The 20,277-nt window shown below is 62.1% G+C and carries 16 protein-coding genes; 5 read left to right on the forward strand and 11 right to left on the reverse strand.

The window, feature by feature from the left end; all coding sequences use genetic code 11:
• Positions 1-96 precede the first annotated feature (96 nt).
• From rpsI to eccCa, 6 genes are all read right to left on the reverse strand, one after another.
• A complete protein-coding gene (gene rpsI, locus KYT97_RS09080; RefSeq protein WP_033231346.1) occupies positions 97-606 on the reverse strand; it encodes a 30S ribosomal protein S9 in 510 nt (169 codons plus the stop codon).
• Positions 603-1,046 (reverse strand): 50S ribosomal protein L13, encoded by a 444-nt coding sequence (rplM, locus tag KYT97_RS09085; RefSeq protein WP_033231347.1) that lies wholly within the window; start codon positions 1,044-1,046, stop codon positions 603-605. Before rplM ends, rpsI begins: the two co-directional genes overlap by 4 nt.
• A gap of 322 nt (positions 1,047-1,368) precedes the next feature.
• Positions 1,369-1,665, reverse strand: coding sequence for a WXG100 family type VII secretion target (locus tag KYT97_RS09090; RefSeq protein WP_033231348.1), 297 nt, complete (start codon positions 1,663-1,665; stop codon positions 1,369-1,371).
• A gap of 117 nt (positions 1,666-1,782) precedes the next feature.
• Entirely contained in the window at positions 1,783-2,088 is a 306-nt protein-coding gene (locus KYT97_RS09095) for a WXG100 family type VII secretion target (protein ID WP_033231349.1), read from the reverse strand.
• Between the two features lie 154 nt (positions 2,089-2,242).
• Positions 2,243-3,745, reverse strand: coding sequence for a type VII secretion-associated protein (locus KYT97_RS09100; protein WP_219112135.1), 1,503 nt, complete (start codon positions 3,743-3,745; stop codon positions 2,243-2,245).
• The gene (gene eccCa, locus KYT97_RS09105; protein ID WP_219112136.1) at positions 3,727-7,737 is read right to left on the reverse strand and encodes a type VII secretion protein EccCa; all 4,011 of its coding nucleotides are present in this window, start codon (positions 7,735-7,737) and stop codon (positions 3,727-3,729) included. The genes KYT97_RS09100 and eccCa overlap by 19 nt, the downstream gene beginning before the upstream one ends.
• A gap of 243 nt (positions 7,738-7,980) precedes the next feature.
• On the opposite strand from eccCa, the gene eccD reads away from it, so the two are divergent.
• Both eccD and mycP read left to right on the forward strand, forming a co-directional pair.
• Positions 7,981-9,447 (forward strand): type VII secretion integral membrane protein EccD, encoded by a 1,467-nt coding sequence (eccD, locus tag KYT97_RS09110; protein WP_245006059.1) that lies wholly within the window; start codon positions 7,981-7,983, stop codon positions 9,445-9,447.
• 17 nt (positions 9,448-9,464) lie between these two features.
• Entirely contained in the window at positions 9,465-10,868 is a 1,404-nt protein-coding gene (gene mycP / locus KYT97_RS09115) for a type VII secretion-associated serine protease mycosin (protein WP_219112137.1), read from the forward strand.
• Here mycP and KYT97_RS09120 read toward each other — a convergent pair.
• Entirely contained in the window at positions 10,865-12,988 is a 2,124-nt protein-coding gene (locus tag KYT97_RS09120) for an ABC transporter permease (protein ID WP_219112138.1), read from the reverse strand. The genes mycP and KYT97_RS09120 overlap by 4 nt on opposite strands.
• 153 nt (positions 12,989-13,141) lie before the next feature.
• On the opposite strand from KYT97_RS09120, the gene KYT97_RS09125 reads away from it, so the two are divergent.
• Positions 13,142-13,792: a TetR/AcrR family transcriptional regulator gene (locus KYT97_RS09125; RefSeq protein WP_219112139.1), complete on the forward strand. Its 651-nt coding sequence runs from the start codon at positions 13,142-13,144 to the stop codon at positions 13,790-13,792.
• Here KYT97_RS09125 and eccB read toward each other — a convergent pair.
• The gene (eccB, locus tag KYT97_RS09130) at positions 13,785-15,248 is read right to left on the reverse strand and encodes a type VII secretion protein EccB (protein WP_219112140.1); all 1,464 of its coding nucleotides are present in this window, start codon (positions 15,246-15,248) and stop codon (positions 13,785-13,787) included. The genes KYT97_RS09125 and eccB overlap by 8 nt on opposite strands.
• 62 nt (positions 15,249-15,310) lie before the next feature.
• On the opposite strand from eccB, the gene eccE reads away from it, so the two are divergent.
• The gene (gene eccE / locus KYT97_RS09135) at positions 15,311-16,954 is read left to right on the forward strand and encodes a type VII secretion protein EccE (protein WP_219112141.1); all 1,644 of its coding nucleotides are present in this window, start codon (positions 15,311-15,313) and stop codon (positions 16,952-16,954) included.
• A 5-nt stretch (positions 16,955-16,959) separates the two neighbouring features.
• Here eccE and KYT97_RS09140 read toward each other — a convergent pair whose 3' ends face one another.
• Both KYT97_RS09140 and KYT97_RS09145 read right to left on the reverse strand, forming a co-directional pair.
• A complete protein-coding gene (locus KYT97_RS09140) occupies positions 16,960-17,517 on the reverse strand; it encodes an NADPH-dependent FMN reductase (RefSeq protein WP_033231356.1) in 558 nt (185 codons plus the stop codon).
• Entirely contained in the window at positions 17,514-18,107 is a 594-nt protein-coding gene (locus KYT97_RS09145) for a TetR/AcrR family transcriptional regulator (RefSeq protein WP_219112142.1), read from the reverse strand. Before KYT97_RS09145 ends, KYT97_RS09140 begins: the two co-directional genes overlap by 4 nt.
• 57 nt (positions 18,108-18,164) lie before the next feature.
• Here KYT97_RS09145 and KYT97_RS09150 point away from each other — a divergent pair, with 57 nt between their 5' ends.
• Entirely contained in the window at positions 18,165-19,307 is a 1,143-nt protein-coding gene (locus tag KYT97_RS09150; RefSeq protein WP_033231358.1) for an acyl-CoA dehydrogenase family protein, read from the forward strand.
• Positions 19,308-19,391: 84 nt separating this feature from the next.
• Here KYT97_RS09150 and truA read toward each other — a convergent pair whose 3' ends face one another.
• Complete coding sequence (gene truA, locus KYT97_RS09155) at positions 19,392-20,276, reverse strand: tRNA pseudouridine(38-40) synthase TruA (RefSeq protein WP_095886657.1); 885 nt, start codon at positions 20,274-20,276, stop codon at positions 19,392-19,394.
• Position 20,277 lies beyond the last annotated feature (1 nt).

Consider the following 20,277-nt stretch of genomic DNA (forward strand, 5'->3'; position numbering starts at 1 on the left):
CGAAAAACACAAGAGCAGGCGTCCGGTAACGATGGACGCCTGCTCTCGAGTCGAACAGGTGCCGAAGCAGACCAGCCGGTCAACCTCGGCGAAGCATCAACGCTTCGAGTACTGCGATGCCTTACGAGCCTTCTTCAGTCCGTACTTCTTACGCTCGACTGCGCGAGCGTCACGGGTCAGGAAGCCGGCCTTCTTGAGTGCCGGACGATCATCGGGGGTGACCTCGATGAGCGCACGAGCGATAGCCAGACGCAACGCGCCTGCCTGACCGGACGGTCCGCCACCGTGCAGCAGTGCAACGATGTCGAAAGACTCGGGACGCTCAACCGTAACCAGCGGAGCCTTGATCAGCTGCTGGTGCACCTTGTTCGGGAAGTAATCCTCGATGGTGCGGCCGTTGAGCTTGAACTGGCCGGTGCCGGGGATCATGCGGACGCGGACGACCGCTTCCTTACGACGACCAACGGTCTGGATCGGGCGATCGATGACGATCGGTGCCAGCGTAGCCGCTGCAACCTCTTCGACGACCTCGACTGCTTCGGCGGCGAATTCTTCCACTGCCTCGATGTTTTCTTCGGTCACGTTCTGCTCTTCCGGCGATGTCACTGTGCGACCTGCTTGATCTCGAACGGCACCGGCTGCTGCGCGGTGTGGGGGTGATTCGGGCCCGCGTAGACCTTGAGCTTGCTGCTCATCGCGCGACCAAGCTTGGTCTTCGGGAGCATGCCGACGATGGCCTTCTCCACGAGGCGATCGGGGGTCCGGTCGAGGACCTCTCCGACGGTGCGGGACTTCAGGCCACCCGGGAATCCGGAGTGGTGGTAGACCTTCTTGCCAACGAGCTTGTTGCCGCTGATGGCAACCTTCTCGGCGTTGATGACGACGACGAAGTCGCCACCATCGATGTGCGGAGCGTAGGTGGGCTTGTGCTTACCGCGCAGCAGGGTCGCTGCCTGAACGGCAAGACGGCCCAGCACCACGTCGGTGGCGTCGATGACGTGCCACGTGTGGGTCACATCTCCGGCCTTCGGGGTGTACGTAGACACAGAACTTCCTCGTCTTAATTCATTCCACTGCTGACCATGTGCGTATCGCATAGACAATTCTCGGCGGCCAGTTGAGACCCGAGAACCGCTGGACCCTGCGCATCGAGTTCCGGGAATCGAACGTGCAGTCGAACACACGATCAAACATCCGGACATCAACATGCGGAGGCCTACGGCACGCCACCGATAGACGATACCGGTATCAACCGTCTCCGGTCAAAGAGAGTCCGGACTACCGTTGGCAGCATTCATACAAGAGCTTTCTACCCCGACGACCGATGCTCGTCGGGGTAGAAAACGGAAAGCCACATGCGACGTGAAGTCAGCGCCCGAAGCCGTTCGCGGCGGCGCGATCGGCGTCGCGCATCGAATCGGAACCACTCGCGGTTGCGTTGGCGATCTGAGCCAGCACGATGTTCAGCTCTTCCGACGCCTGCCCCCACCGACGCTGAGCGTCGTTCCAGGCTTCAGAACCCGCACCTTCCCATCCCGCCTGCAGGTTGTCGACAACAACCTTGATCTCGCCCTGCTTGTCGTTGATCGCCTGCGCCTGACGCTTCATTTCGTCAGACAACATGGCAAGTCCGCCGAAGTCGTACCTGATCATGTTCTCGCTCATAACCACTCCCGTTCCACTTTATGTCCGTATCGAATCTGATCTCTGTATGTCTGTCGCATCCGGGACGATCTCAGTCGACTCACCGAATGTTCTTGCGCGGAGCCTGATTCAGAGCACTCAGGACATGTTGACGGTCGCGCCGCGCAACGAACTCACGTTGTCGGATTCTGCGCTGTCGAACGTTCCGGCCGACTGCTTGATCTGCTCACAGATATCGCCCAGCGCCGTATCGAGCTTCATGGCAGCGTTGTTGTAGCGCACCATGATGTCGGCATATTCGGTGTGCGCACTGCCCTTCCACGAACCGCTCGACGCCTCCGCCTCGGATCGAACAGCATTCACCAGTCCTCTGATGTCGCCCAAATGGCCGTTGATGACATTCGCCGAACTGATCAATTCAGCGGTAGTTGCGGTAAAGCCCATGTTTCCCCCTGGTTGTGATGTGCATGCGCGGTGTCGGCGGTGGCTCACATCCGGCGGACCTTCACCGGCAACAAGTACCTGATGTGCGCTACACATACTTGGACGCCGCGCACTCGCCGACGGTTCCGGCGGTTCGAAAAGAAATTTCGCGCGGTCAATTCACGAACAACAGTGATTCGACGATCTGAACGCACTCCGGCTCGAACGCGTCCCATTCACCGACGAGGTACTGGCACCCGATACTCACCTGCCTGCCACGTTCGACAAATACCTGCCACCGAACTTCGGAATATCCATCCGGAAATTCCCTGTACAACAGAACCTTTCGTCCGTCCACGGCAACAGTGGACTCGAGGTTTCCGAAGCGGAGTGGATCCTCTATCGCCGAAAGCTGCTCACGCAGATCGATCTCGACCGCGTCGAACTCGACGCCTGCACGGAGCTCCTTCTCGACGATGACGATTTTGCGATCATTCCCAGACGCCGGAATCAAGTCCATCCGTCCTGCGGCCGATCCGCCGCGATCGGGCGCCCACCCCGCCGGCACGACAACGCTCACGTTGCCACCGGCGAGCGGGATTGTTGTCGTCGCCACGGCCGACGTAGTGGAAGGCACCAGCGTGCTCGGCTGGGCACTCCCCAGTGTGGTCGGTTGTGCGGTCGGCGGCACCACATCGGCAGACTCACCGTCAGTAGTTCGGGCTTCGACCGCAGTACCTTCGACCGCAGTGCCTTCGACGCCGGCTCGCCCGGTCGCGACCGCCACGCCCACCCCGAGCAGTCCGACAACAACGACTGACACTGCAAGCGCCGGCAACCATCGGCGCTGGCGGACACCCGAATCGGCTGGCGTGACCAGCCTTGACGGCGGCACCCACCGATCTCCGAATGCCGAGTTGTCCACAGCCCGACCCGCCGAATTTTCTGCTGTGACCGACTCCAGACGCACCCGCGGATCAACGATCGCTCGCACGATCCGACTCTCGTCGAGAACGCGCACGCTCGCATAGCCGTGAATGCTTCGCGACCCACGCTCCAAGGACGACGCAATCGAATGCGAATGTCGCCCGACAACTACTACGGAGTCCCGAACTGTCAGTTCCTCGAATTCACCGAATAGTTGCGGCAATTCCGACAGTGCTCTGCGCTGGGTGTTCATGAGCGTGACGTCTCCGTCGAAATCGCGCACACACGAAACGACAACGTCACCACCGCGGATCTCCACCACGATGCACCTCGCTCGCCAGCTCCCCCGGGTGGCGCGCGCAATCGCAATCGCGGTCGGGACCAGGACAACGTCGTACCCGACCTGGCGCGCAGCGTCGAGCAACCGTCCCTTTCGGGTATTTCCCCACTCGGTCGGATAGCTCAGGTACAGCACATCCGCATCTGCCAGACCGCAACCTTGCACGGTGTGCAAAATCAAGTGCACCAGTTCGAGATCGGTAGGCGCGATTCGTCCACCGATCTCCATGTAGTTGTCGTCGATGAAATCGAGCGGATTGACTGCAGGCAACGCGGCGGCCGGCGACGAATGCTGCTCGGTGTCGACTCTGCAACAGAATTCGCGTTGCCCGGTTGCCGACCACGCGTTGGACGAACCTATATGAACAGACACCGACAACGTGTGACCCGATGTCACAGCGGTGGCATCCACGGTAGCTGCACCAGCTGGGTCTGCGACCGAGACACGTACGTACCCCGCCCCTGCGGCATCTCGGAACCACGCACGGCGCCAACCAGATTCCCCTCGTCGCGGCTGCCACTCATCACGACGCCGGCAGGTGCCATGTCGCGGATCCGGGCAATCACCGGTTCGAACAGTGCGCGCCCTGCCCCGCCGGATCGTCGGGCGATCACCAGATGCAGCCCCACGTCCTTCGAGTGGGGAATGAACTCGAGCAATGCCGCCACCGGGTTGCCGGTGGATGTTGCCACCAGGTCGTAGTCGTCGATGATCACGTAGATTTCCGGTCCCGACCACCACGAGCGTTCTCGCAGTTGTTGTTGCGTCGTATCCGAATTCGGCATTCTTCCGCCGACGATCCGAGCAAGGTCCGCCATCAGTTCACCGAATGTCGCCGCTGAGGCCGAGTATCCACCGAGGTGATTGCCGTCGACCACACCCAACATCGAATGGCGATAGTCACCGATGATCAATTTCGCCTGCGCCGGTGTGTTCGACGCCATGATCCCTTCGGCTATGCCGCGGAGCAGCGACGTTTTCCCGCAGGCGGTATCGCCGAATATCAGGAGGTGCGGATGCTCCGCGAAGTCCATGTAGACAGGTTCGAGGTCGGTTTCACCCAGCCCGACAGGTACCCGCAGACACCGACCGTCACCCGCGCTTGCCTGCGGCCACCTGTCTCCGACGGACGCGAGAAGCTCTGCACGCGTATATGATTCAGGGAGCATCCGAACTGGTGGAGCGGGGCGAGACGTCGACATAGCCGCGATGCGCATCACCGAATCAGATACCGCGGCGCTCAGTTCTACGCTGCTGGAGATACCATCCATACGCGGAAGCCCGGTCAACAAGTGCAGGCCTTCACGAGTGATACCGCGCCCCGCATGACGTTCCGGAACCAGATTCGCTTTCTGGCGCCCCGCGTCGGAGTCTCCTGGGTCACCCAGGCGAAGTTCAATCCGCGTGCCGAGCTGATCCTTCAATGCCGGCCGAATATCTGCCCACCTCGGCGCGGTGACCATGACGTGAACCCCGAATGACAATCCCTGCGCCGCAAGGATACTGATCGGCCCTTCCAGAGATTCGAAGTCGGAACGAACGCTTGGCCACCCGTCGATCACCAGGAAGACATCGCCGAACCTGTCGCGTTCGAGGCCGGCGGCGACACCAACTCCGCGGGGATCGGCAGTGCGCAGTCGCCGGAATTCGACCATCGAGTCGATACCGAGTTCACGGAAGAGTCGCTCCCGTTGCTGCACTACCGTCGAAACCTCCGCCACTGTTCGCCGGACCCTGTCCTGGTCGAGACGATTTGCCACCGAACCGACGTGCGGAAGGTCCCGCAGTCCCAGCAAGGTTCCGCCGCCGAAATCGAGGCAATAGAACTGCACCTGCTCCGCGGTATGCGTCAGAGCAAACGCCATGATCAGGGTCCGCAGTGCCGTCGATTTCCCCGACTGCGGGCCGCCGACGATCGCTACATTTCCGGTCGACCCGTTGAGGTCGACGACAAGTGGGTCGCGCCGCTGGTCGAACGGCCTGTCGACAATTCCGAACGCTGCACTCAGATTCCCACGGGGCAGATTCGGATCACGCGACACGGCGCGCGGAAGAAGCTGATCGAGCGTCGGAGACTCGGAGAGCGGAGGAAGCCACACTTCGTGCGCGCGCGGACCGTACTCCTTGATCCTGTCGACGAGAACTCCCATGAGCGTTCGTGATTCGTCACCTGCCTCCCCCATATCTACGAAGTCCGGCTCCACCACATCCTCCGGGAGGTGATCACTGATCACCGTCGCGGCGGTGAACAACACCGGAGCGATACCGACGGATTGTTCCGTCGCAAGTCTCGTCGGCGCAATCCTCGCACCCTCGTAGGGTCCGGAGACGTACGCGCCTTGAAAGCGCACGATCTCGGCAGAATCCGCTTTCACATATCCGGCGCCTGGATTTCCGGGTAGATAGTATGCGTCGGGGACCCCCAACACGGTCCGAGACTCGTTGGCGGAGAATGTCTTCAAGCCGATTCGGTACGACAGATGACTGTCGAGCCCACGCAATTTCCCTTCGTCCAGACGTTGGCTGGCAAGCAGCAGGTGGATGTGCAGCGATCTGCCGAGCCGGCCTATTGCCACGAAGAGGTCAGCGAATTCCGGTTGTTGACTGAGCAATTCGGAGAACTCGTCCACTACGACGAACAGGGCAGGCAGCGGGTCGAGTGCGGCACCCGCCATCCGCGCTTTTTCGTAGTCCGACACATTTGCGAAGTTTCCCGCCGCTCGGAGGAGTTCTTGACGACGGTTCATTTCACCGGCAAGTGCGTCGCGCATTCGGTCCACCATGGCCAGTTCTTCGGCAAGGTTGGTGATGACGGCCGCAACGTGCGGTGCCTCTTCGAGACCGAGGAAGGTTGCCCCACCCTTGAAATCCACGAGGACAAGATTGAGGGCGTTCGGCGAGTGTGTCGCGATCAAACCGAGCACAAGCGTCCGAAGAAACTCCGATTTTCCCGAACCTGTTGCCCCGATACATAAACCGTGCGGCCCCATTCCGTTCTCAGCGGATTCCTTGAGGTCGAGTTCGACAGGTTGACCGTCGGCACCGACACCGATCGGCACCCGCAGTCGATCACGTCCCTGGCGAGGCAACCACGCATGCTCCGGGTTGAACCGCGCAGCGTTTCCGATGCCCAGCATCTGACTCCACGAGCGCGACGCCGTGTCGTCGTCCCCCGAATCGACAGCGTTCTGTGAAGCAGCACGGTACGGCGCCATCCGTCGGCCGAAGGTCTGGGCGGTAGTCGTGGAGACGGAATCAGGGCGCGCAAACTTCTCGACGCCGGCACTACTGACCGCGCCCACTTGATCGGGAGCGACCACCAGACGCAAACCACGACTGGCCGACAACGACGACGAGAAACCACACAGGTCCAGGATCGTCACCGAATCCAGACCCGCTCCCGTCAACAGACCCGAATCGCCTTCCAGCAATCCGCCGTCGACGACAACGACGACATGCGGCACACCTGACGATGCGGGCGCGTTACGCGAGAAGCGGCCTCGCATCGAAAGTTGCTCACCCAGAGCACCTTCCAACTCGAGATAGGAGCCGTACACCATCCGCGCCGCGCCCGCCCCGTCATATGCCTCCGGGTGCTGCGTGTGCGGCAACCACTTGACCCATTCCCATTCGACCTGAGTATCGGGGCCACGCACCACAGCGATCTGCAATATGTCAGGACCGTGAAAAGTACACAACTGCATCAACATCGCCCTGACCAACGACCGCGCCGCGTCCCGCTGACCTTCGAGCGCTATCGAGGCGAACCCCCGCAGCGATACCGCAGTCGGAAGATCCTCGACCACCGAATGGGAACGGACAAATCGTCGAAGCGACACGGATGCAACCGGTTCGAGGTCTTCAACCGGTCCGGTCTCCGGCGAGATCAGACGAGTCGCCAGTCTCTGACTGCCGAGACCGACACGCACGTGACAATAATCGGGGTCCGTTATCTGACGCTCCCACATGCGTGACGTGCCCGCCAGGGTCCACAGCAACGACGGCTGCGGACTACTCCATTCGAGTGCCCGACGTTGCGCCTGCCCGGTCTCGTCGACATCACGACGCAACTGATCGAGATAACGAAGATAGTCCTTACGGTCCTCGTTGACCTCGGCGGTCCGCGCGCCACCACTACGACCCCCACCGGCCAGCATCCCGAGCATCGAGACCATCATCATGATCGGAAACAACAGGGACATGGGATTTCGCGCCATTCCCGACGTGAACATCAACACGACCATGCCGATCATTGCCACCACCATCACCACCGGCAGCAATTTGGTCAGCAGATTGCCAGGAGTCGCACGAGGGATCTCGGGCGGCGCCTGCAACGTCACCTCGCCGCCTGGCGCCCGCGGCGCCTCACGCCGAGCCCGACGCAAAAATCTGACTGTACTCACTTCGCCCCCTACAGCGCTGCGATGTGTCCGACATCAACCGGACCGCCCCCACGGCACAAAGTCCACGCAACGAGAAGACACTAACCCATCGGGCCGACAAGACCTTCGAGCGCAACCGTTCCACTGGAGCAGTGGCGGCAGCAATTCCCAGTCCGGTGTCGTATGGTTCCGATAAAGAAGGGGGACGCGAACGGGGAATCGCGTCGAAGGGTGGGGTTCGACAGTGAACAGTGGGGTTGATTCATGAGCATGTCGACAACCGACACGGCGCCGGCGGCGCCAGGTGATCGTCGTAGCGCACCGTCGGCAGAGCTGTGCCGACTGACAGTTCTGTCGGCACATTCGCAGGTCGATCTCGCAGTGCCGCTGCGCATTCCGCTCGTACTGGTCATTCCCGGCATAGTCGACACTATTCGAAGCCACAGCGGCTCCAACGATTTCGACACCGTATCCGAACAATTCGAACCGACGGACTGGACACTGGCCAAGGTTGGCCGCGCACCGCTGTCGGGCACGCTCTCCCTTCACGAGCATGGAATCCGTGACGGAGAACTACTCGTTCTCGAAGCCGCGGACGCTGCCGCTCCACCGCCGTTGTTCGACGACATCATGTACACCGTCGCCGCCACCGACGCGCAGACCTACCGGCGGTGGACACCACTGGCCGCACGGATCACCGGCTCTGCGATCGCTGTCCTCGCATCGTTGCTCGGCTCCGCCGCGCTGATTGTCGGCGCAACCGGAATATCTGGTGCCACTTGCGCTTTCATCACGTCCCTTCTACTGACCATTGCGTCGATCGTGACGGCCCGCGTCTACCACGACAGTGGAAGCGCACTGGTCCTCGGTTGCGCCGGCGTTCCACTTGCATTCACGGCTGGTCTCCTTGCCGTGCCCGACGACCTAGAGGCGCCACACCTTCTCATGGGTTCCGTGCTCGTCGCATCGGTCGCTTTACTATGCCTGCGCCTCTGCGGCGTCGGATTAGCCACATTCACAGCGCTTTTCGGCATCTCGTTGGCCGCAACCGCAGCTACTGCGGCAGCAACGCTGCTGCCGCGCGTTTCGCTGGAAACGATCAGCGCAGTCGCCATCGCACTCGCGCTGATCACCCTCGCCTACTCGGCCCGGCTATCGATGATTCTTGCCAAGCTTCCGTTGCCGCCAGTGCCGGTACCGGCAAATCCCTTGGACGAAGCTCGTGATCTTGCCGCCGAACCCGACATGCCGAATTTCGACGAACTGACCGAGCGAACCGGACGCGCCCGCAGTTACCTGACCGGTTTGGTGGTCGCGACATCCGTGACGGCCATGACCGGTGCGCTGAGCGTGGCCGCGGTCCATACCGACGACGGAATCGTCTGGTCCGGCCTTGCCCTTGCCGGAGTCACCGCAGGCGTTCTGATGCTCCGCGGACGCACATTTGCCGGTACCGCCCAGGCGGTTCCCCTCATCGCGTGTGGGGCTGCCATCGTGCTAGTTGTTCTGGGCGCCCAGATCTGGTCACACAAAGACGACGCCGTCGTCGTATTTGCCCTCGCCATGGCCGTTCTCATCCTGGCACTCGTGCTCGGCATCCTCGCACCGAACCGGGTGTTCAGCCCGGTGATGCGACGGGTTGCAGAGTTGGTCGACTTGGCTGCAATCGCGCTGATCGTGCCTCTGATCTGTTGGGTGACCGATCTATTTTCGGTCATGCGCGGACTCTGAGCGTCGGACATACACGCATGAACCGTGGAATATCCTGGACTGCGAGACTTCTCGCCATCGCCGCACTCGCACTATGTGCGGGGCAAGGCGTAGCTGTCGGCGCGATGCCGCCACCCGTCGATCCGTCGATGCTTCCCGAAGACAGCCCCGCGGCGCCACCGCAAGCCACGCAACAACGCACTCTGTGCGTCCCGGCAGTGTCGGGCGGCGACGGTGCCAATGTCCCTCCTGCCCAGCTGGACTTGGCATTCGATACGGTCTGGCCGATCACGACCGGTGCAGGGCAGCGTGTCGCGGTTATCGATACCGGAGTCAGCCGTCATCCCCGACTTCCCAATCTGGAACCCGGTGGCGACTACGTGGGAGCTGCCGACGGAACGGAGGATTGCGACGCCCACGGTACCGTCGTCGCTGGGTTGATCGGCGCTCAACCTGTGACTGGGTCAGGCTTCTCCGGCGCCGCACCCGGCGCGACAATCATTACGATCCGACAGTCCAGTTCGGCGTACTCCCTTGCCGGCAGCCAAGGCGACCCGAACATCGCCGAGAACTCGTCGGGGTACGGAAATGTCGACACGATGGCCATGGCTGTCCGTCACGCCGCCGACATGGGAGCCACCGTCATCAACATCTCCGAAGTTGCGTGCAAGTCGGCAGCCGAGGGTATCAACGATCAACGCCTCGGTGCCGCAATCCAATACGCCGCGCTCGTCAAGGACATCGTTGTCGTGGCCGCGGCAGGAAATGTCGGATCCGGCGGCTGCAAGACCCAGAATCCCACTCCTAGCCCGCTGACACCCGATGCTGACCTGTGGAATTCGGTCAACACGCTCGCCAGCCCCGCCTGGTACGACGACTTCGTACTGACCGTCGGATCCGTCGATCCCAACGGGGCGGCAAGCTCGTTCAGCCTCGGTGGTCCCTGGGTCGATGTGGCCGCTCCCGGTACCGCAGTAGTGTCACTCCATCCCACCGAACCTGGGTTGACCAACGGAACGTACGGCCCGGACGGCTCCGTTCAAGCAATCAACGGGACAAGTTTTGCGGCGCCGTACGTCGCGGCAACCGCGGCGCTGGTTCGATCTCGATACCCGGATCTCACTGCTGCACAGGTAGTTCAGCGCATCGAGTCGACGGCGCACGCCCCGGCCGAGGGCTGGAACCCCTACGTCGGGCATGGGGTGGTCGATCCGTTGGCAGCCGTCACCGCGCTGCCGAGCGATGTCGAAACCTATCCGCTCGGTCACCACACCTCGACTCTGGCTGCGCTGCCCGTACCGCCGCCGCCGGACAACCGCGCGCGCGACGCGGCTCTCCTGGGCGTCGCGGCCGTAGGTTCGCTCGGTGTCCTCGCCCTGCTGTCATCGTTTCCGATACGTCGTGTGTTTGCGGAGCGAGGACACCGTTCACGTCGTCACTAAACAGCAGACAGCTGAGCATGGGGCAGATCCGCGTGCTCCGGGGGCAGATCTTCGGCCCGAGCGGAACGAACCTTGTCGATGACCATAACGCACAGCAAGCAGACAACGCCCCAGATCACAAACGTGATCAGATGCGACCCGACTGTGTCCGCGCCGAAGTACAGAATCGACCGTACCGATTCCACGGCAGCAGGCATTGGCAGGATGCCGTGGAGCACTCGGAATATCTCTGGTTCCATGTAGACCGACATCGCACCACCAGACGCCGGAACCCCGAGGAACATCAAGATTGCGACCGCCGGGATGACTGCGAGGAGCCCGAGTAGCCGTGCGAACACCGTCGTGAACAGCGCGGTACAGAAGATCGCGACGATTCCGGTTCCGAAGAGCTGCCAGAAGTGGCCGTCGATCGCTCCGACTACAGGTCCGGCAATTGTCCAGATCACGGCGGACATGAAGACCGACCACCCGGCTAGCACCGGGAGCAGAGTCCGCAACTTCATCACCGTGGGCGCAGCACTGCTCGCGACGACGATGATCATGAAGCCGGACATGATCCAGCCCATCGCAATGTACATACTGACCGTGCCGCTGGAATCGGAATCGGCAAGCGGCGCAAGATCCTGCGTGGTCAGCGGCACCTGCTGGCCCTGGGCAACCTGCGTGAAAACAGCTGCCACTGCTTGCTGCTGGCTCATGCCGGCAGCTTGGCTGGTGATCAGCGTCGCGGTCGGTGAATCGGCGGACGGCAGTACGTATGCTGCGACAACCGTGCGGTCCTGAACGAGGTCGCTGGCTTCGTCCACCGAATCGACTGCACGCAGATCGAACAATCCGCCCAAGTTCTGTTCAAGTCCCACAACGGCCTGCTCAGCTTGCTCGCTCGAGGCGGCAACCACAGCGACCGGCATGTCACGGGGCGCCGGCTGATACATCGCTCCGAGCATGACCGAAAGCATCAGCACAACCATGGCAAACGGGAAGAACGCGAGCGTGGCGTAGCGAACCTTGTTGCTGGTCGGACGTGGCCCAGCAGTCAGCGACGCCATGGACACCTCAGGCGCTCCACCGTCAGGACTGCGACGACGCTTGAGCGCGTCGACGCCCAAGGTCGCGAGAAGCGCAAGCGCTGCTCCGAGCGCCAAAACGATCAGGTGCGAGCCGAGACCGTCGCCGCCGAAGTACAGCACTGATCGAAGCGCCTCACCCGTTGCCGCAGTGGGCAGGAATCCGTGCAGCGTCGCGTAGATCGACGGCAGGGTGTAGACCGACATTCCCATGTTCGAGGCCGGGACGCCGAGCACCATGATGAACAGCATGCCGACCAGAACCGCCATCGGCCCGAATATCCGGGTAAGGAACAACTGCACGGAACCGACGGAAAAGACAGCGAGCCAGGAGATTCCGAGAACTGCCGCCGTATGGCCCTCGACTGCACCGAGAATCGGGCCGGTGACCAACCACACGAGCGCTGCGATCAGCGCAGACCATCCGGCAAGAAGTGGTACGACTCGGCGAAATCGCAGCAGCTCCGGCGAGTTGGACAGCGTGATACTCAGCGGCATGTAGCCCGCAAGCATCAGCGCTGTGGCCATGAACATCGCCGCCAGACCAGCGGTGTCGTGGGCAGGCAGCGGAGCCAGATCCTCGACCGTCACGTTGAGCCCCTGCTCCAGCACCTGTGGGGCGACAAGTCCGGTCACTGTCGAGACTTGAGCAGCACCGGCCGCACTCGCGGTGTAGACCGTTGCTGTGTCGCCGCCCGTAGCGGGCAACGACACGACGCCGGACACCTCACGGCCCAGGAGGAGTTGACGTGCCTCGTCCTCGCTACTGACTACTCGCACATCGACGGCCGACGGATCGGACGCCTCGAGCGCAGCAGCAAACTGATCGGCCTGTTGGATCGGCCCGGCCACCGCAATCGGCATGTTGTTCGGGGAAGGCGCGTGCATCGCGGCCAGATACCCCGTGATCATCATGCCGACCATCAGGAAGGGCAGCAGAATCATCGCGACATATCGGCCGATCTGCTCTTTTCGGGCTCGAGCAGCAGCAGCCTCGACTTCCGTGGGCTCGCCTGGCGGATGCTCGGTTTCCGGCGATGCGGTGGTGGTCATAGTCGAACTCCTAAATATCAAAAATTACGCTGCGCGTCTTAAAAAAATTACGCCGCATGACTTAAAATGGCAATCGGTAGAGTCGTGACGTTGATCCCACTTCCGCGGCGTCGCGCCGGAAGACCAGTCAGGGAACCAGCAAACGGAGGAAGCATGGGACAACACGGAGATCGGGTGCGGCAGTCATTGCTGGACTCGGCAGAGGAACTCTTTGCCACCCACGGCATCGACGCGGTGTCGAACCGTCACATCGCCGAACACGCAGGCAACGCCAATCACTCCGCCGTGGCCTATCACTTCGGCGGACGCGACGAACTCATCCGCGCTTTGTTGGAGCGTCACGCGACCGAGACCAAGCTGCGCCGCACACAACTCGTCGCCGTCCTGGGTGAGAACCCCGATCTCCGAGACTTGTTGAGCTGCCTCATCCTTCCGTGGACCGATCAGCTCGCATCGATGCCGCGGCCCAGCTGGCGGGCACGCCTGCTCCAACAATTGAGGTCAGTGCCATCCGGAATGGAACTCATCTCCATGATGTCGGACCCGCTGGAAGACGACCTCATCCAGCAAACGAGAGCCTTCCTCGCGAACGTGCCACCACCCGTACTGGCCGGCAGGGCCTGGATCATGGGTCGCATGGTCACGGACGTCTGCGCCCGGTACGAGTCACTGGTTCAGCAAGACTCGATCGACCCCGACTGGACGGGCTTGGCCTACTTCATCATCGACGCGGCCGTTGGCATACTTTCGGCCCCCGTCACCAGCGTCGGGGACTTTCTCAGCGCACGCACGAGCGCTAATTGACCGGCGCCGCCGGAAACGGGTCTGGCGTCATTCCGTCATGTGCAACAAGGGCATTCGATTTGTCGAGTGACGGTCCCGAAGCCAACAACTCCAACATTTGCCAAGGCGCGCGATCCGGAGGTCTCGAGAGTCCGAGCGCCTTCGCCGAATCTTCGTTCGGCACCCCGTATTTCACGCCGGTATCGGCAACATAGAACACGCTGTCGCGCCGAGTACTCTCCGTCTCGATCCCGGTCGCCTGAACAAATCCCCCCATACCCGGCGCGACGTAGGCAAAATCCAACCGATCCCCCGACCCGTCCGCCTGCGCCAGCGCAACCACCCTGGCGTCAGCGGCAATCGGCAGGTCGCTACCCACGAGCACACTCACGCTCGCGGAGCTACGCTGCGCTGCAACCGAGGCCGGATCCGGTTTCCAGACAAGACAACTGACCGGAGCTACGTCTTCGTTCACCACGGTCGGAGCCAGCGCCGGGAGTGCGGCCGTGGCAAGTTCGTTCACCGAGGGAATGCGATTGATCGCATCCGGCGTCACAGTGGCCATTCCCGAGTCACCTTGAGAGTCGGAGAAGTAGATCAGTTGCGCCACAGCTGAACTGACCTTCTGTATACCGTCCTCGAGAACGACGTAGTACATCATCTCGGAGCCCGTGGAGACTTGAACAACGGATCCGACTGTTTTGTCCGCCAACGGATACTGCGGCACTGTGCCAAGTCCACGAATCGTCGGAGCCTGCAACCGCGGAACCTCCGGGATCGCATTGAGCATGCCGACGCTGATCGGCCGCGGCTCGATTCCTTCAAGACCCAATGCCCGCGTGATCGCCGGATCACCGATGTCGACAGCAGCCCGTTTCCCGTCGTAGACGAGAAAATGATCAGCACCCGAACGCACGAGAAGCGCGTGATCGGAAGGCAAGTACGACGCGAGTTCCCGCAACTTCGGCTCGCCGACCAACACCGTAGAGGCCACGGACCGATTGCCGTCGGCGCCTACGGTGTCACACACCGCCCAAGGCGCATTTGTCGGATCTGCCGCCTCCGGTAGTGCCGACGGCCCACCTGGTATCCCGACCAGCGCTCCCCTAGGCTTGCCATCGATTTCGGATTCCTTCACGATCGAAGGCTTGTCAGGCGAACCGATGATCAACCTCGCAGATGCAAGGTTCAGAACCGGGTGAAATGTGCCCTCCATTGCGACAAACATTGCACCCGAGTCTTTTCCGACCACGATGGCTGCATCGGCAATCTTGTCCTGAGGCCGAAAAAGCGCAAGCACACCACACCCCGCAAGACCCAGCGACGCCAGCACGATACCGACGATCAAGGCCCGCGATTGCGATCGCATCGGGTCGTGCAGCATCCGCACATCCCGCCTGACCAGTGCATGTTCCATGCGCCGAACCAGGAAGCGGTATCCGTTGACCTGCCACCGAGTTGTAGGTGTAGCAGCCATATTTCCCCCCGTACCTGTCATCCCCTGAGATGACACAGTACAGTTCCCCCGGGGGTGGAACCGTGGACAGATCACGTTTGAAGTACTGGCCGTCGTCGCACAGGATCTCGGCGCGCGAGCTCGTCAGTGCACAGGCCGTGGGTATCAGCGCAGCGTGTCTCGCCCTGTTTGCCGGACTCGAATTGCGGTGGGCAATCGCGATCGCAGCCGCCGTCGCGGTGATCCTGCTGCTGCATATCGGCGGTCGATCGATCACGACGTGGATTCGGACCGCCGTTCGATTCATGCGACGGTGCCAGACCTCCAGCGGTACCATCGTGAGCTTCCAGACGCCCAGCGAGCAATCCATCGGCCTACGCGTCGACGGTTCGACGCTGGTGAGCGTCGTCGAGATCATGGCGCCGCACGACTACCTGACCCGAATCGGCCGAACGTCATTCGACGCGTCGCATGCCCTTCCCACTGCGGAACTCGCAGATTGCCTTCACCAACACGACATTTCGCTCACCGGGATCGACATCGTCAGCCACGGTTTTCGGGTGGCGTCCGGAACACCGGCAACCGAGGTGTACGACCGTCTGATCGGCCCGCTACCCGCTACGGCCACCAGAATCGTCTGGCTTGCACTACGATTCGACCGAATCGAAGGCTCGAATGCCGTCGACCGCCGCGGTGGTGGCGGCGACGGAGCGGCGCGGAGCATCGCCGTCGCAACAAGCCGAGTGGTGCGGGTTCTCGAAGCTGCCGGCGCACGGGCCCGCATCTTGACAGCACCCGAGATCTCCTCGTCGATCGCACAGGTCAGTCGCGGCGTGGAAGTCGCAGACGTGGCCGAAACATGGCGTTCCACACCACTTCCCGGTGTATCGAATCTCGGTTACGGAATCGAGCCGAAGGCAATTACCAAAGGCAGTCTCGCGCAGGTGTGGGCGGCCGCGACACTGGGCACCTCGGTCACCGTTCGGCTCCGGCCACGTCCCGAAACCGGACTGACGGCAGTGAGCGCCACCTGTCGATTCACGACTCGGCATCTCCCGAAAGCTGCCCCGGTCGCCGGGCTGGTATCCATGCGTGGCCGTCAACGCGATGCCCTGCTGACCAACGTGCCGACCGCGCTCACCTCGCTCGACGCCATCTCGCCTACCCGAACGATGGATGCTGCCGACCTGACCGCGCTCGAGCTCCCACTGGCGGGATGCGGACAACTCCTCGGATCCGACGATCGAGGCCAAGGCGTTGCTGCCCTCGTTGCGGGGACCGGCGTGAATACCGTCTTCGTGGCCGGGGAACTCTATCTCGCCCAACAATTGATCTTCCGTGCCGTCGCCACCGGAACCCGGGTTCTGATCCACACGGATCGGCCCGAGACCTGGACACCCTTGATCGACTCGATGGGTGTCCCCGATCGCCTCCGAGTTTCCGGCCACGGGCAAGGACCGGAAGGAACCTTCAATGCCGTTGTCTTCGACGGTGTTCGAGCTCTTCCCCCGCGCGCCGGTGTCACCGCGGTCTACGTGTACGGCGACCCGGCACAGTGGCCTGAGATCGAACCCGATCTCACGATCGTCCAGCCGAATGCCCTCGGCGATCGGATTGTCGTCGCGACCGACAAGTCGAGCGTCGAGCTCACGCTGGTGACCATCGCCGCCGAAACATCCTTCATCGGACGACCGCGGGCAGGGGCCGAGTTCCCGGTGTCACCGTAGCGGATTCACCCCGGATACGACTTCCGGCCGCGATGCTCGCGCAGTCCTCTTCCCCACCAGTCCAATTGACCGATCATCCGGTCGGCGGCATCGGTTGCGATAGCGTCCACAGTAGGATTTGGCGACCGGAATTGCTTGCGGGCCTGGTGAATACTCACGCTTTGACGCACGGACACCATGTGCAGTTCGGCAACAACCTGCCGCAATTGTTCCGTCGCTCGCAAACCTCCCGACACTCCCCCGTACGACACGAAACCGATCGGTTTCGCGCGCCATTCGTGTTTCACCGAATCGAGTGCCGTCTTCAGAGCAGCAGAATATCCATGGTTGTATTCGGGTGTGACCGCAACAACGGCGTCGGCGCGCTCGATGCGTCGACGCAATTCCTCGGCGGCCTCCGACGGCGAGAAATCGGTTGGAAGCATCAATTCGGCGAGGTCGATGACCGAGACAGACCAATTCGGTTGTTTCACGGCGCGCGCAACAAACCAATCGGCGACAGCCAAGCCGATTCGTCCCTCGCGCACGGAACCGACAATTACCTCGACGAACAGATCGGTCATGTCGTTGATGGTAACGGCGCGCCCGTCGCAGCAATCCCGGTGGTGATGAGGGCGGCAAGTTCCCGGTACGCCTGCGCGTCGTCCAGTCCGGTCGCCTTGTAGACGTCACGTTGCTGTATGCGCACCATCGTGCTCGAGGCTGCGTCAGCGACAAACGACGCGTGTACTTCGCGAAACACGCCGGCCTCCACGCCTCGAACAATCATCTCGCGTACCCGACTCGCAGCGATCGACGTGTTCTTCTCGTACACCTGACGCGCCGACGTGGACGCCGCGAGGTCCTCCATGAACTGGTGCGATGCGGCGCAAAGCTGATCGCCGACGGCCTCGAGGTACGCGCTCACTTGCTGCAACGGATCCGCGTGAGCTGCAACCGCGTCTTCGACGGCATCGGTCGCGGTACGAAAGAAATGGACCGTGACGGCGCGCACGAGATCGTCCTTGCCGGCTGCGACGGTGTACAGGGTGCTCTTGGAGCAATGCAGGCGCGCGGCGATCTCGTCGAGAGTGAGATGCGCGAATCCTTCGTCGAGAAAAAGCGCAACCAACTGATCGAATAGCTGCACTCTGCGTGCCGTCACTCTTGCCATACTGAAAACAGTACTGCAGTATCGTTGTCAGTACTACTACAGAAACAGGAGTCGACAGTGCCGGTCGAACGTCTGATGCCCAGCCAAGAAGCTCGCGATCTCATCGAACTGACCCGAGACGTGGCAGACAAGGTCCTCGCCCCCAAGGTCAACGAGTACGAGAAGGCCGAGAAGTACCCGGATGGAGTCTTCCCCGCTCTCGGACAAGCCGGGCTCCTGAGCTTGCCGTACCCCGAGGAGTTCGGCGGCGGCGATCAGCCGTACGAGGTCTACTTGCAAGTTCTCGAAGAGATCGCCTCACGGTGGGCTGCAGTTGCCGTCGCAGTGAGCGTTCACAGCCTCTCCTGCTTCCCACTCTTCACCTTCGGCACCGACGAACAGAAGAACAAGTGGCTGCCGGACATGCTGGGCGGCAACACCATCGGCGCCTACAGCCTCTCCGAATCCCAGGCGGGATCCGACGCAGCAGCGTTGTCCTGCAAGGCTGCACCCGTCGACGGTGGATACCGCATCAACGGCAGCAAAGCCTGGATCACGAACGGCGGCAAGGCAGACTTCTACAACCTCTTCGCCCGCACCAGCGACGACGGCTCACGCGGCATCTCCTGCCTCCTGGTGGACAAGGACACCGAGGGCCTCAGCTTCGGTAAGCCCGAGGAAAAGATGGGACTGCGCGCTGTTCCCACCGCCTCTGCGAACTACGACGACGCCTTCATCCCGGACGAGCGCCTCATCGGCCAGCGCGGTCAGGGACTTCCCATCGCATTCAGCGCCCTCGACTCCGGTCGGTTGGGAATTGCGGCCGTTGCCGTCGGCATCGCCCAGGGCGCACTCGACGACGCGGTTGCCTACGCCAAGGAACGCAAGGCTTTCGGCAAGCGGATCATCGACCATCAGGGCCTCGGCTTTGTGCTCGCCGACATGGCCGCAGCCGTCGACTCCGCTCGTGCCACGTACCTCGATGCGGCCCGTCGCCGCGACGCCGGAGTGCCGTACTCCCGCAACGCCAGCGTCGCCAAGCTCATTGCCACAGACGCCGCGATGAAGGTCACGACCGACGCCGTGCAGGTATTCGGCGGCTACGGGTACACCCAGGACTTCCCGGTCGAGCGGTACATGCGTGAAGCCAAAATCACTCAGATCTTCGAGGGCACCAACCAGATTCAGCGTCTGGTCATCGCGCGCCAATTGGCGGGATAGCCGGATACGACCATTGCCCTCCCACAATGGTGGGAGGGCAATGGTGGGAGGGCAATGGTGGGAGGGCAATGTCGATGAGCGCCTTCAGTCGCCGCAGCAACCGCCGGCCGACGGCAATTCGCGGGTCTCACGGGTAATCGCGTTGCGGGCCGCCAACTCCGAATAATCCGGGTAATCGACTCGCACCAACGACAAACCATGGGCCGGTGCCACCAGGATGGAACTCGACCGTGAGGATTCGTCGAGCAACCCGGCAAGCCAATCCGACGTACGACGCCCCTCACCGACGGACAGCACGGCGCCGACAAGACTCCGCACCATCGACCAACAAAACGCGTCGGCATTCACGTAGGCCGTGAACACCGTGCCCTCTTGTGTCCAGTCGAACCGCTGAAGTTCGCGTACGGTCGTCGCTCCTTCGCGGCGCTTGCAAAACGCGGCAAAGTCATGAAGTCCCAAGAGTCGCTGCGACGCTTCCTGCATCGCGGCCAGATCAAGAGCCTTCGGGTAGGAAACCATGTCACGCACACGAAGCGGTTCGACACCGAACATCGCGTTGGACACCCGGTACTCGTAATAGCGTCGCATCGCGGAGAAACGCGCGTCGAAATCGGCCGGGACGACGGAAATACTCTTGACTCGAACATCTTTCGGCAGGAACCGAGCGAGCCGCCGAACCAATCGCGACGGATCGTCCGGCAGGAGATCACCCGGCACGTCGACGTGCGCGACCTGACCACTCGCATGGACGCCGGCATCCGTCCGACCGGCGACGGTCAACTGAACGGGTTGCCGTAGAACAGTTCCCAGTTTGTCTTCGATCTCACCGCACACCGTGCGTAGATCGGTCTGCCTGGCCCAACCAGAGAAGTCGGTGCCGTCATAAGAGATATCGAGCCGCAATCGAACGAGCCCGCCGTCCCCGAGGGGGGCGGCGGGCTCGTTCGATTCAGCGTGTGCTGAAACCAAG

Origin of the sequence: Rhodococcus globerulus (genome assembly GCF_019334125.1) — a bacterium.
GTDB classification, from domain to species: Bacteria; Actinomycetota; Actinomycetes; order Mycobacteriales; family Mycobacteriaceae; genus Rhodococcus_F; species Rhodococcus_F globerula.